Source organism: Psychrobacillus sp. NPDC093180 (assembly GCF_044754065.1).
Lineage (GTDB): Bacteria > Bacillota > Bacilli > Bacillales_A > Planococcaceae > Psychrobacillus.
In genome coordinates, this window is record NZ_JBIVOJ010000006.1 from 139550 (window position 1) to 152496 (window position 12947).

Genomic DNA, 12947 nt, shown 5'->3' on the forward strand with positions numbered 1-12947 from the left:
TCTAAGTGTATACCTTTGCTCTCTCAATCATAATACAAAATGAATTTGTATATTATCCTTATTAATGATTAGCTCGTCATACTTAAACTGGCGGGAATGTTTTCTAAAACCCTAGGGTAACATGTTTAAGTGGAGCACCAATTTTATTTCTTGTTTTCAAATTCCCTGAATGGAAAAATTGGATCTTTTAGATGAAACTCATAAGTAGATTCGTCTACCATACCTACAGTTTTGTTGCTATCATAAAGCGTTAACATAAATCTAGCCATTTCTCCTGATGTATGAAACTTAGGAAATTGTCCTTCATATTGAAACTCGTCTACATCCAAAGAACTTAGTTCAAATTCTGTTTGTGTAACAGCTGGGGCTAGAACCTTCGCCTGCATTTTTGATCCTTTACTTTTTAACTCCCCGGCAAGACCTTCTGTGAACGCACTTACATAGAACTTTGTTGCGGAATAAGTCACAAAATCAGAAATCATTATATAGCCGCCTGCTGAAGAGACATTAATAATCTGTGTCCCTTCCACATTTTCATAATCTCTCACAAACAATGAAGACAGAATGGTTACTGCTTCGATATTTACATGTAGCATGGATGCAACTTTATGTAAGTTCTGTTCTTTTACAGAAGCAAAATTACCAAAACCAGCATTGTTGATCCATGTCTCTAACTCATATTTTTTCAATGATTCATAAAATACATAGACATTTTCGGCTATTGATAAATCAACCGGCTTTACGATGACATCTATATTTTGATCTATCTTCTTTATTTCGTCTTTTAATTGTTCTAACTTTTCTTCTCTGCGGGCCGCCAGTATAAGGTTTTTTCCACGTTCTGCAAAAGCCAAAGCGGTTGCATATCCGATTCCTGAACTTGCTCCAGTAATTACTGTATATTTCATACCTTACTCCTCCATTTACCATGTTTTTATATCATTAAATATGCCCTCTGTAATACTAAGTCCTGACCTAGTCCTGGTAGCAATACATTTACTCGATTTTTTTAATTACCATTTCGAAATCACCATCAAGATGTTCAAGCTTTTCTATTCCAGATTCAAATTCACCTAATTTAATCAGTCCGTTAGAAAATCTAAAATCCTCATAAAATAGAGCTAAATTTCCCCATGGAGCATAATAAGTAAAGTCTCCTGCAACAGGTTCTATTCCTGATGGCGCTCCCTCGGTAGATAATTCACTTGGTATATAACTGATTTTTTCGGTTCCTGCATGATCTTCAAATGTTAATGTAAGAGGCAGTTGTGATAAGAAATCGTTACTTGTTGGGTTATCAAGCATTTTGACAATTACTTCTTCATTGTTAAACGTTAATTTTATTTTGGTATCTTCTATCTTTTTTGCCTCATTATTAGAATCAGCTGTATCATCATTCGATTTAACATTTTGTTTATTTGAATCATTTTCTTCTTGTATGCTTTCTTGATGAATATTCACATCTTCTTCGTTACTTCCGTTATTACAGGCTGTTAAAAACACAGGTAACACCATAAATATTACTAGTATCCAATTAACAACCTTCTTCATAAAATCCCTCCGATCAGCTTCCCATTCAATCTAGACACTAGTAGATTTATACAGGGAGTTTCTAAGTAACACGCATATAAAACCGAGTACTAATGCAATTACTCCTACAAATAGAATATATTTTGTTCCTATTTGTGCAATAATAATTCCAGCTATGCTTGCTCCAATGGTCGTTCCTAAATTAGTAGCAGTTAAAAATAGGCCATTGGCGAAATCTGGAGCCTTTGGTGCGGAAGTCATAATCCAGTATTGATTTACGTTCCCTCCAATTCCCCCAAGGATTCCCCATATCAAAATAATAATGGCTGTAGGCACCGTAAGTTCAGCTACAAAAAAGAAAATTAGGTATAGCCCAATTAGTATAATCGGATATAAAATTACAGTACGGATAGGAGAATGTGTCAGTAAGTTACCGGCAATAACATTCCCAATGATATTTGCTAATCCGTAAACAAATAACATAATACTGATAACATTTGCTGACATACTCGTTACCACATCTAAAAATTCAGCCAGGTAACTATATATGCCAAACACGGCTCCATTTAAAAAAATTACCGCAAAGATAGATAGCCATGTAATCCCTTTTGTTAATATTTTGAGCTGAGATCCGTATGTAAGTCTTTCCTTTACTGGCATGGATGGGACAAATACGATAGTTGCAATTAATGTAATAATATTTACGATAGCAAAGAAGGACATGGCGACTTCAAGTGAAACCGTATTGGCAATAAAGCTTACTACTGGTACCCCTAACACCATACCTGCAGAAACTCCTATAAATACCCTTGATACTGCTTTGGGAGCTTCTTTTTCACTTACAGAAGCTGCTGCCACAGATAGAGCCATCGATACATAAACAGGATGAAAGAAAGCTGGAACCACACGTGCTATTAAAGCAACTGTAAAATTAGCCGTGAAAATAGAAATAATGTTTCCGACAATGAATATACCTAGTACTAGTACCATCATTTTTTTTCGATTAATACCCGAAAAAACCAATGGGAGTGTTGGACCAGCAATGGCAATGGCTAATGCAAAAAGACTAACCAATAAACCCGCTTTAGTAACACTGACATCAAAATGATCAGCTAAGGAAGGCAGTATTCCAATAACCCCCATTTCGGTATTTAGAATACCGAAAACCCCTACCGCTAATATAAATATTAATATTTTTTTTGAATCGTTCATAAAAAAATGTTTCACTTCCTTCATACAATCAGGCCTGCTTTGATTTATTCATATTTTAGAAAAGTAACCTCGAAACTTTCCCCATACTTTGTAAGCATTTCACTACCTTGATCAATTTTCCCCAAATTTACTAGCCCTTCACTATATCTAAAATCTTTATAGAAAATTGCTAAGTTACCCCAAGGAGCATAATAAGACACATCTCCTTTATCTGCTGCTGTTCCAGAAGGAGAATCACTGACTTCTAATGGATGAGGTAAATCAGCAACCTTTTCCGTATTGGAATAATCCTCTAATGTTAGTGTTAAGGGAAACAAATCACCAAAATCCTTGGCTGCTTGCGAATCATTTAAAGTTACTGGATATTCATCATTCAGTATTTTCATCAGTATCTTCACTTTTCTCTTTCCCTTCTATTTGTTTTTCGTTTGTCGGAGGACTGCTTATTGTTCAAATTGAATCTTATGGAGTCGGTACACTTCATCCAAATTTTGAATTTCCAGTATCAAGCTTTCTACCAAATCCATATGTTCAATCTGAATCATATCCTCGCCACTTAATGCAAAATCATCGACCATAAAGTTTTCTTGAATACGTTCCAGGCGAATTGATTTTGGAATCGTGATAATGTCATTTTGTCGGAACCATCTTAAAATGACTTGAGCTGGGCTTTTCCCATATTTCACGCCTATTTCTGCCAATGTCTTATTCGTAAAAATGCCATTATTGCCTTCCGCAAAAGGCGCCCATGCCATGGTTTTAATGTGATATTGTTGCATCACAGTCCGCAAATCCTTTTGCTGACAAAACGGATGCATCTCAATCTGATTGATCACCGGCACAATTTCATGGCTCAATATTAGATCGACTAAACGATCTTCAAGAAAATTACACACACCAATCGCTTTAACTCTTCCTGATCGATATAAGTCCTCCATCGCTCTCCAGCTTCCATGATAATCACCATAAGGCATGTGGATTAAATATAAATCCACATAGTCGGTTTGCAGGTTGTGCAGTGTTTTTTCAAAAGATTTCATTGTCTTTTCATAGCCCGCATCTTGTATCCAAACCTTTGAAGAAATAAATATATCCTCTCTTGCAATTCCGCTTTTATTTATGGCATTTCCAACAGCCTCTTCGTTTCCATAACTAGCAGCTGTGTCAATCATTCGATAGCCCGTATTTAAAGCATTTAAAACACTTTGCTCACATAATTCCTGATCCGTTATTTGAAACACACCAAACCCTAATAATGGCATAGTTACTTTATTATTTAATTGAATGGTATCCATTTTAAATTTCTCCTTTACATCCTAGTATCTTTCTCTTTAGCTTGATCTTTGTAAATATGATTATAAGATGCTATGCTTTGGATAACAAATACCTATATCAAATGAACTGCTATAACTAAAAGACATATCAAAAGGAGGATAACATGGAGATTCGTGTATTACGTTATTTTATCGCTATAGCCAATCAAGAAAGTATTTCAGCAGCCGCAAACTATTTACATTTATCGCAACCTACTTTATCCAGACAAATAAATGACCTTGAAAAAGAGCTGGGAACCACTTTATTGATAAGAGGAAATCGAAAAATCTCTTTGACCGATGAAGGCGTATTCCTATTAGAAAAGGCGAAAGAAATTGTAGAATTAGTAGATAAAACGGAAGCAAATTTTAATCAGCCTGAAGAAATTATTAGTGGAGAAATATATATTGGGGGTGGAGAAACAGAAGCGATGCACATTATTGCCAAAACACTAAAAGAAGTTCTGACCACTTCTCCAAATATTAAATTTCATACATATAGCGGTAACGCAGATGACATTACCGCCAAGTTAGATAGTGGGTTATTAGATTTCGGAATCGTCATCGAACCAGCAGACAAGCAAAAATATAACTTTATACAATTACCGGCGATAGATACATGGGGTGTACTCATGCTAAAGACTAGTCCTTTGGCAGATAAGTCTTTTCTTGAACCAAAAGACTTAATCGATAAACCGCTTATTATTTCGCGCCAAACTGCTGGAAGCAATGAAATAGCGGGATGGTTTGGTCAAGAGATTGAATATCTACCTATTGTGGGTACCTATAATTTACTTTATAATGCTTCTCTTATGGTAAAAGAAAATATTGGATATGCCATGTGTATCGATAAACTGATAGACACTTCAGAGGATAGCGAGCTTTGCTTTCGACCGTTATCCCCTAAACTGGAAGCTGGGCTTAATATTATATGGAAAAAACATCAAGTTTTTTCGAGTGCAGCGAAGAAGTTTTTAGATCAGCTTCGAAGCAATATTGATATATACAACTCAAAAAATAATTAGTGCTGATAGGAGTTCTAAATCTTCCATCACCGATCTATAAATTTAGAACTCACCTATCCTTTTTGCCATAAATACTTTTCAATCAATTTAAAACTGTTAGAGGGATGCGGTATAATTTGTCGTCACTTTCCTGTGGATTTCCACGTCCATCTGAATTATTACTAATGAAATAAAGGTAATTATCGTCTATTAGCACATCTCGGATTCTGCCTAGGCCAGTTATTACTTCACGCTTTTCTCCTGATTCAAGGTCAAACTCTATAACGGCAGTCCCTCTTAATGCGGCAACGTACAATTTTCCATTATAATTATCCATTCCAGAAGGTGCCCAGGTTGAATTATCTCCAGAAGTGAATAGAGGTGAAACCATTTCTTCCTGTTTTTCGTGCCCTTCTATAATAGGCCAGCCGTAATTTTTACCGGGCTCTATTCTATTTATTTCATCATTTGCGTTGTTTCCGTGCTCACTAGCATATAGCATTCCATCAGGCAACCACGTAATTCCTTGTGGATTTCGATGACCATAGCTATAGACGTATGAATCCGCAAACGGATTATCCTTTGGAATTGACCCATCTAAATTCATTCTTAAAATTTTACCGCCTAACGACTGGAGATCTTGTGCTATAGTTGAATCAGCGGCATCACCGGCGGTTGCATAGAGTTTGCCATCTGGACCTATTTTAAGCCTTCCTCCATGATGATAGGAACCACTTGGGATCTTATCAAGAAGCACCCCATCTTCCCTCCACACATTATCTTCTAAGCGAAGTGTTATTATACGATTAAATTGCCCCGAACTGTCTACATACGTGTAATAAGCAAAAGCTAGATTCGACTCTTGAAAGTCAGGAGTAAGTACAAATCCCAATAGACCAGCTTCCGATGCTGTCGCAAGGTCTTTCTCAAGTTCTACACTTTGCCTCTCCATTTTCCCATTTTCTATTTTCACAACGGCCCCAGTTCTTTCAGTCAAATAGTAAGTATTGTTATTTTTTTCAATTGACCAAGGAACATCGAGATCTTCGGCAACCACTTCTATTTCATTATTTTCTTGCTGACTGGGTGTAGTGTCCTGCTCGTTATTGTAAAATACAGTTTCTTTTTGACCATTAGAGGAACATCCAACTAATAAGATCATTACCATAAATACACTTACAATTTTTTTCAACGCTTATCACCTTTCCTTCTATAAAAAAGGTGTCCAAAAAGCCGGGCTTTTAAGACACCTTAAAGAATTTTGCAGAAAAATATTGTTTCTTTTATCACTTATACAATTCACATTGTGCTAATGTCAATCACGAATCGGTACTTCACATCTGAAGCCAATACTCGTTTGTATGCTTCGTCAATTTGATCAGCAGAAATCACTTCAATTTTAGGAACAATATTGTGTTTTGCACAAAAATCTAACATTTCCTGCGTCTCACGTATTCCTCCAATCATTGATCCTGCAAATGAACGGCGATGACCGATTAAGTTTATCACGTTCAGTGAAAGTGGTTCTGCAGGAGCACCAACGTTTACCAATGTGCCATCAAGCGTGAGTAGTCCTAAATAGGCATTCAAATCAATATTTGCACTTACCGTATTAATGATTAAGTCAAAGTTTCCAGCAAGTTTCTCAAATGTTTCTGGGTCACTTGTTGCATAGTAATTGTCTGCTCCTAACTTCAGGCCATCGTCCTTTTTCTTCAAAGTTTGCGACAAAACAGTGACTTCAGTACCCATGGCATGTGCAATTTGAACAGCCATATGTCCAAGACCGCCCAAACCTATAATCGCTACCTTCTTACCAGGACCCGCTCCCCAATGGTTTAGTGGAGAATAGGTTGTAATTCCTGCACAAAGCAATGGTGCTGCAACGTCAAATTCGATATTATCAGGGATTCTGAGTACGAAATCTTCCGGTACTACAATATGGGTAGAATACCCCCCTTGAGTAGGCTCCCCGTATTTATCAACCCCAGCGTAAGTATCAACTTTCCCTTTTAGACAGTATTGTTCTTCTCCATTTCGGCAGTTCGTACATTCGCCACAGGAACCAACCATACAGCCGACACCCACTCGGTCTCCTACCTTATATTTTGTAACATTAGGTCCTACTTCTGTGACAACCCCCGCTATCTCATGTCCTGGAACGAGTGGATAATGGACTGGCCCCCACTCTCCGTGGGCAGTATGGATGTCGGAATGACAGATACCTGCATATTTAATCTCAATCAGAACATCTTGTGAATCTAAATTACGTCTTTTGATTTCGGCAGGTCGAAACGGTTTGTCTGGACCATCTACCGCACGCGCTTTAGCTATTACCATTTGTTTACCCCTCCAATAATACGATTCTTTAAGAGAACTTTCTTATATTTTCTCTTTCAAAATTAGGATAAACCTTATAGTTAACTCTAAGTCAAGGCATCAGTTTAGAGCATAAATCAAAACTTAACAGGATTTGAGTCGTACTTTTTACAATCAGCATTTAGCATGATAGAATCATGTCAATTCATAGAGTTAGCTCTAAATCTACATTAAAAAGGAGATAAACAACGATGACATATTCTATCGGAGAAGTTGCAAAAAAATTAAATCTCACAGCATATACTTTACGTTACTACGACAAGGAAGGACTAATTCCTTTTGTAGAAAGAACACCTAGCGGGATACGTGTGTTTAAAGAATCCGATCTAGATGCTTTAAAAGTAATAGAATGTCTAAAATCTACAGGGATGCCTATTAAGGAGATTAAAAATTTCATCGATTGGTGCTCGGAGGGGGATGCTTCATTGCAACAACGATATGACATGTTTACGGAACGCAAAGCTACTGTTTTAGCACAGATGGAGGAACTTGAAAAAACAATGGAACTCATCGAACATAAATGCAACTATTACAAGACCTCATTGGATGCTGGAACAGAAGAAATTCATAAAAACAATAAAATGGAGGGCTTTTAATTAGTTGATTTTCTTGTCCATAATCCCTATAGATTGTGGACAAACAGGCACTTCTTTAGTGAGACGCTTGAAATTTAAGTTGTACAGGGGTACTTTCCCTTGTCTGAAGGCATACTGAAAGGCCAGCCCACCTTACTCTCTTTTCTGCTTATCAATAAAACAGCTACTTCAGTCACAAATCAATGATCAACATAAATTGCCTAACACCTGTCCATCTTCACTTATTTCTCCAATTCCTTATCCTTCTATGTCATCCTCCATTTCTATTTTACTAACAGAACAATTTATAGAATAAAGAATAAATTTCCAAACAATAGACAATTACTAGTGTATATTGGAGGGATAAATTATGATGATAATAAAAAAAAGTGATGATAAAATAATTTATTGTTATTGCTGTCGGAAAAGGACCTTATTTATACGAAGAGATATGCAAAATAATAGTGGTGTCGAAAGTCATTGTAGTGAATGCTCATTAATTTGGTTTGAATGGCAAAATCGAGCGGTAGAGCGAGAAAAGGAAAAGTGGATAGATTTTAATGGAGGAATAGTAAATAAAACGAAAGACTACATTCAAATTTTTAAACAGTAACAACCTTTATTTCAGTAATCCTAGCAGGAATAGTCCTTATTGAATAATTGGACAAAAAAACTATTGGTAATAAGGACTTCTTCACTTCTTAAACAATTACATCCAACTGTTTAGGATTTGATATTATTTTAATGGTAATTTACTATTGATACGGTTAAACCCTATAAAGAACAATACAATTTTCATAGGAAACTATAAACAACTATAGAGGCCAAGTAGTAAAGCAACGCGTTAACAGAAAAAAAGATATACTTGGAATGCAGGAAGATTAATAAATTGAAAAGAAATGAGGATACCGACATGTGGGATTTACTTGCGCAAATGCTGTCAAGAATGACACTAATCATCACGATTGCTTTCCTCATAACACGTCTGCGCACTTTTAGACAGATGATTTATCGAGATTTAAATATGAAAGACAGCTTTATAATGATTCTACTCTTTGGTTTATTTGGTGTAATCGGAAATTATACAGCTATAGTTGTCAATCCGGAAGCACATATGATTTCCAGCTTGTGGAACCCTGCTCTTCAGATGGACAATGCTATTGCAGATACACGTAATATCGGTATCATCATAGGTGGCTTGGTCGGCGGTCCAGTAGTTGGGCTTGGTTCAGCTATAATTGCAGGTGGACATCGTTTAATAATGGGTGGATTTATTGGAGATGCCACTTTCATTGCTACGCTTATTGGTGGTGGATTGGCAGGGCTGTTTGGACGGAAATTGCGAGTCTTTGGCTTAATACGTCCTTTGCCAATGTTTTTAAGCGGGCTTTTGATCCTTATCATTCAAATTCTGCTTATCCCATTGATTGCTTCCGAGCACAGTACCGCTTTTCATTTAATCAGTTATACTGGGATACCTATTATCGTCATTAATGGCATAGGAATCTGGATTTGTGCGATTGTTTTTAATAGCGTTATTCAGGATGAGGAACATACACGCGCCAGCCAAACGGCAACGGCACTCTCGATTGCAAATCAGACGCTGACACTTTTTCGCCAAGGATTAAACGAATCCTCTGCAAGAAAAGCTACCAAGATCATCCAGCAGTTAACAAACGTTGATGATGTGGCAATCACACGGGGCATTAGGGAGCTTGCACATACTGGCGGACCTAGCAGCCAATCTGAAATAAAATATAGAGAGCTCGTATTTAAAACCGGTAAGATGGAAAGCGCCCACTCCCCAGAGTATGAGTTTATTATTTTTCCATTAATCGTTAAAGATAAAACGATTGGGACATTAACATTTTACTTTAATCATCCATTTCACGTCACATCTGTAGATCGGGAAATGGCAGAAGGGCTTAGCAATTTATTTTCTAGCCAATTAGAGTTAGGCGAGGTTGAACGTTATAATCACTTGCTGCAGGATGCTGAAGTAAAAGCGCTTCATGCCCAGATTCACCCGCACTTTTTGTTCAACGCTTTAAATACAATTGTAGCACTATGCCGTATGGATCCATTGCTAGCGCGTCAATTGCTGCTCCATTTATCGACCTTTTTAAGGAACAATCTAAGAGGACTTACAAATCGTCTTGTTCGTGTGGAAAAAGAGTTGGAAAATGTCCATGCTTATTTCGCATTAGAAAACGCCCGGTTTCCGGATAAGTTTGAGCTCACAATTGAAATGCAATCCCATCTAAATAATGCGCTTATACCACCTTTCTTACTGCAACCGCTTGTTGAAAATGCTATTACACATGGAGAATTAAAAGACCTAGGCGGAATCGGAAAAATCCGCATTGATATTAAACAAGAAGAAGCGAAACTGCTATTAACCGTTACAGATAACGGAATTGGCGTGCCGCCGGAAAGGCTCGCGGATTTAGGTCAGCGTGTGGTCAATTCAACGAAAAACGGCAGCGGATCTGCGCTATTCAATATTAAAGAGCGCTTAACTGCCCTATTTAGCCAAGACGCCACTTTTAAAATGGAAAGTAAGCAGGGACAAGGAACAACCATTTTTATCACATTACCGATACACTTTTAATAGGAGATAGATGGATATGCTACAAGCTTTTATCGTAGAAGACGAACAATTTGCACGAGAAGAATTGAAGTATTTATTAACCGAGACAGGCGATATAGAAATCATCGGTGATTCGGAAACGATGCATGAGGCGCTATGGGATATTAATGATCTTCAACCGGATGTTGTGTTTCTGGATATCGAACTTGCCAAAGGAAATGGAATGGAACTGGCCAAACAATTTATACATATGAAAAAGCAGCCGATGATCGTATTTGCAACAGCTTATGATGAATATGCGCTTGAAGCCTTCAATCTCGATGCCGTTGATTACATTGTCAAACCGATCGATGAAAAAAGACTGCGTAAAACCGTAGACAAATTACTAACACACGCTCAGCTCCATAGTGATCAGCAAATGCAAAAAAGTACACAGCCGCAAGGAACAAAAACAATTCCGGCAAAAGACGGAGATAGAATGATTATTGTTCAAGCAGATGAGATTTACTATATCGGAACAGAAAACCGCCAAACCTTTATTAAAACCGCTCATCACAAATATGAATCGGATTTGTTGCTATATCAATTGATAGAAAAACTTGGGGAAGACTTTTTGCAAGTGCATCGAGGATACATTGTCAATGTCAAGTATGTTACTGCCATGGAACCATGGTTTAACCGTGCTTATAATTTATTTTTGAAAGACGGTTCAAAAGTACCCGTCAGCCGCTCCTTTGCCAAAAACGTTATGCAAAAATTAGGATTTAAATGAGCTACTTTTACTTTGCCAAAAATGAGAAGTAGGCTAATCATTATTTGATTAACCTACTTCCCGTAACACACTATAAAAAAATAGCACCCATATACATGGATGCTATTTCTTACAATTATTATGACCAGCCAATTAATTGGGCAATGACAAGTACTACAATAGAAATTCCAGCCCATATTAGGAATAATGGATAGAAGAAACGAATCCACGTTTGCCACTTCACACCTGCAATCGCTAAAGCTGCCATGAAGTATCCGCTTGTCGGGTAGAAAATATGTGTAAACCCATCTCCAAGCTGATAAGCAAGAACAGCAGTTTGTCTTGTCACTCCAACCATGTCTGCAAGCGGTGCCATAATTGGCATTGTTACAAGTGCTTGTCCACTACCGGATGAAATAACAAAGTTAATAAGTACTTGCACAACATACATACCAACTGCTGCCAATGCCGGCGGCAAATCACCAACGACTGCACCAAGTGCATGGACAATCGTATCCATAATGTTACCGTCCTCTAGTACAACAGCGACCGCACGGGCCAGTCCAACGATGAACGCCCCCATTAAGACGTCTTTAAAACCTTGATTAAATGCTTCGCAAATATCGCCGACTTTAAGACCAGAAATGATCCCTACGACAATTCCCATAATGATAAAGAGTCCTGCCATTTCAACCATAAACCAGCCTCTTGAAATAACTCCGTATACAAGGATGGCAAAGAATACTAGAGCTACAACTGCTGCCCACTTTTGTCTTCCTGTTGCAGGAATAGCTTCAGCTTTTCCTACATTGTTATACAATGAACGTTTTTCCATATCATCTTCATACACAAAACTATGCGTCGGATTTTGTTTGATTTTCTTTGCATATCGCATAATGAATAAAACTGCTGCCGTAACCGCTATGATAAATACGATTAAGCGTAATCCAAGCCCTGAGAAAACCGGCAGTCCAGATAACTTCTGTCCAAGCCCTGTATTAATCGGATTTAAAACTCCCGCTGTAAATCCAACAACTGTCCCGCAAAGTGCAATGGCTGCTGCTGTTATGGAATCGTAGCCAAGCGCAATAATCAGCGGCATGATTACCGGAATATAAACGAGTGATAATTCAGCTGTTCCAATCAATGTTGCGATCAATGCAAATACTGTTGTCAAAACAGGGATGAGCATAATACTTTTATGCGCAAATTTCCTTGCGAGTTTATCAACAGCAATTTCAATAATTCCCGTACGTCTAAGTACCATAAACATTCCACCAATGATAAACGTGAAGAATACAACTTCTCCCGCATCAATCAATCCTCGAGGAATAACCGTTATAAAGTCCTGAATACCAACTGGTGTCTGATCAACATATTGAAAGGAATTCGGATCGATAGTCGTTCTGCCATCTGGTCCTGGCACACGTTCAAACTCCCCCGCTGGGATAAAATATGTTGTCAATGCCGCTAACGCACTAAAGACAAATAAAATAACATAAATATGCGGCATCTCAAATTTCTTCTTTTTCTTTTCTGGCTGCTGTTCTTCTCTATTCAGCTGCTGTGTATTTCGCACGATGACCCCTCCGG

At 37.6% G+C, this 12947-nt stretch carries 13 protein-coding genes; 5 read left to right on the forward strand and 8 right to left on the reverse strand.

Annotated elements, in window-relative coordinates; all coding sequences use genetic code 11:
* Positions 1-143: 143 nt before the first annotated feature.
* From ACIP9W_RS10755 to ACIP9W_RS10775, 5 genes are all read right to left on the reverse strand, one after another.
* Positions 144-908 carry an SDR family NAD(P)-dependent oxidoreductase gene (locus ACIP9W_RS10755; protein WP_400789045.1) on the reverse strand — a complete coding sequence of 255 codons (765 nt, stop codon included), beginning with the start codon at positions 906-908 and terminating at the stop codon, positions 144-146.
* Positions 909-996: 88 nt separating this feature from the next.
* Positions 997-1551: a cyclophilin-like fold protein gene (locus ACIP9W_RS10760; protein WP_400789047.1), complete on the reverse strand. Its 555-nt coding sequence runs from the start codon at positions 1549-1551 to the stop codon at positions 997-999.
* A gap of 30 nt (positions 1552-1581) precedes the next feature.
* On the reverse strand, positions 1582-2766 hold the full coding sequence (locus tag ACIP9W_RS10765) for an MFS transporter (protein ID WP_400789049.1): 1185 nt from the start codon (positions 2764-2766) through the stop codon (positions 1582-1584).
* Between the two features lie 20 nt (positions 2767-2786).
* Positions 2787-3128, reverse strand: coding sequence for a cyclophilin-like fold protein (locus tag ACIP9W_RS10770; protein ID WP_400789051.1), 342 nt, complete (start codon positions 3126-3128; stop codon positions 2787-2789).
* Between the two features lie 57 nt (positions 3129-3185).
* Positions 3186-4037, reverse strand: a complete 852-nt coding sequence (locus ACIP9W_RS10775) for an aldo/keto reductase (RefSeq protein ID WP_400789053.1) — start codon at positions 4035-4037, stop codon at positions 3186-3188.
* Positions 4038-4180: 143 nt separating this feature from the next.
* Here ACIP9W_RS10775 and ACIP9W_RS10780 point away from each other — a divergent pair, with 143 nt between their 5' ends.
* Entirely contained in the window at positions 4181-5080 is a 900-nt protein-coding gene (locus tag ACIP9W_RS10780) for a LysR family transcriptional regulator (protein WP_400789055.1), read from the forward strand.
* Between the two features lie 82 nt (positions 5081-5162).
* On the opposite strand, the gene ACIP9W_RS10785 is transcribed toward ACIP9W_RS10780, so the two are convergent.
* Positions 5163-6251 (reverse strand): PQQ-dependent sugar dehydrogenase, encoded by a 1089-nt coding sequence (locus ACIP9W_RS10785; protein ID WP_400789057.1) that lies wholly within the window; start codon positions 6249-6251, stop codon positions 5163-5165.
* A gap of 107 nt (positions 6252-6358) precedes the next feature.
* Positions 6359-7399, reverse strand: coding sequence for an NAD(P)-dependent alcohol dehydrogenase (locus tag ACIP9W_RS10790; RefSeq protein ID WP_400789059.1), 1041 nt, complete (start codon positions 7397-7399; stop codon positions 6359-6361).
* Between the two features lie 230 nt (positions 7400-7629).
* On the opposite strand from ACIP9W_RS10790, the gene ACIP9W_RS10795 reads away from it, so the two are divergent.
* The 4 genes from ACIP9W_RS10795 to ACIP9W_RS10810 all read left to right on the forward strand — a co-directional run bounded on the left by ACIP9W_RS10795 (position 7630) and on the right by ACIP9W_RS10810 (position 11375).
* The gene (locus ACIP9W_RS10795; protein ID WP_400789061.1) at positions 7630-8034 is read left to right on the forward strand and encodes a MerR family transcriptional regulator; all 405 of its coding nucleotides are present in this window, start codon (positions 7630-7632) and stop codon (positions 8032-8034) included.
* A 349-nt stretch (positions 8035-8383) separates the two neighbouring features.
* Positions 8384-8626 carry a hypothetical protein gene (locus ACIP9W_RS10800; RefSeq protein ID WP_400789063.1) on the forward strand — a complete coding sequence of 81 codons (243 nt, stop codon included), beginning with the start codon at positions 8384-8386 and terminating at the stop codon, positions 8624-8626.
* Positions 8627-8902: 276 nt separating this feature from the next.
* Positions 8903-10624, forward strand: coding sequence for a LytS/YhcK type 5TM receptor domain-containing protein (locus ACIP9W_RS10805; protein ID WP_400789065.1), 1722 nt, complete (start codon positions 8903-8905; stop codon positions 10622-10624).
* A gap of 16 nt (positions 10625-10640) precedes the next feature.
* Positions 10641-11375, forward strand: coding sequence for a LytR/AlgR family response regulator transcription factor (locus tag ACIP9W_RS10810; RefSeq protein WP_400789067.1), 735 nt, complete (start codon positions 10641-10643; stop codon positions 11373-11375).
* 118 nt (positions 11376-11493) lie between these two features.
* Here ACIP9W_RS10810 and ACIP9W_RS10815 read toward each other — a convergent pair whose 3' ends face one another.
* Positions 11494-12867, reverse strand: a complete 1374-nt coding sequence (locus ACIP9W_RS10815; protein ID WP_400789349.1) for a YfcC family protein — start codon at positions 12865-12867, stop codon at positions 11494-11496.
* Positions 12868-12947: the final 80 nt, after the last annotated feature.

Bases quoted from the DNA above. Each gene is read 5' to 3' on its own strand.
- ACIP9W_RS10755 (WP_400789045.1), bottom strand. From the start codon at position 908: ATGAAATATACAGTAATTACTGGAGCAAGTTCAGGAATCGGATATGCA.
- ACIP9W_RS10760 (WP_400789047.1), bottom strand. From the start codon at position 1,551: ATGAAGAAGGTTGTTAATTGGATACTAGTAATATTTATGGTGTTACCT.
- ACIP9W_RS10765 (WP_400789049.1), bottom strand. From the start codon at position 2,766: ATGAAGGAAGTGAAACATTTTTTTATGAACGATTCAAAAAAAATATTA.
- ACIP9W_RS10770 (WP_400789051.1), bottom strand. From the start codon at position 3,128: ATGAAAATACTGAATGATGAATATCCAGTAACTTTAAATGATTCGCAA.
- ACIP9W_RS10775 (WP_400789053.1), bottom strand. From the start codon at position 4,037: ATGGATACCATTCAATTAAATAATAAAGTAACTATGCCATTATTAGGG.
- ACIP9W_RS10780 (WP_400789055.1), top strand. From the start codon at position 4,181: ATGGAGATTCGTGTATTACGTTATTTTATCGCTATAGCCAATCAAGAA.
- ACIP9W_RS10790 (WP_400789059.1), bottom strand. From the start codon at position 7,399: ATGGTAATAGCTAAAGCGCGTGCGGTAGATGGTCCAGACAAACCGTTT.
- ACIP9W_RS10795 (WP_400789061.1), top strand. From the start codon at position 7,630: ATGACATATTCTATCGGAGAAGTTGCAAAAAAATTAAATCTCACAGCA.
- ACIP9W_RS10800 (WP_400789063.1), top strand. From the start codon at position 8,384: ATGATGATAATAAAAAAAAGTGATGATAAAATAATTTATTGTTATTGC.
- ACIP9W_RS10810 (WP_400789067.1), top strand. From the start codon at position 10,641: ATGCTACAAGCTTTTATCGTAGAAGACGAACAATTTGCACGAGAAGAA.
- ACIP9W_RS10815 (WP_400789349.1), bottom strand. From the start codon at position 12,867: ATGCCGCATATTTATGTTATTTTATTTGTCTTTAGTGCGTTAGCGGCA.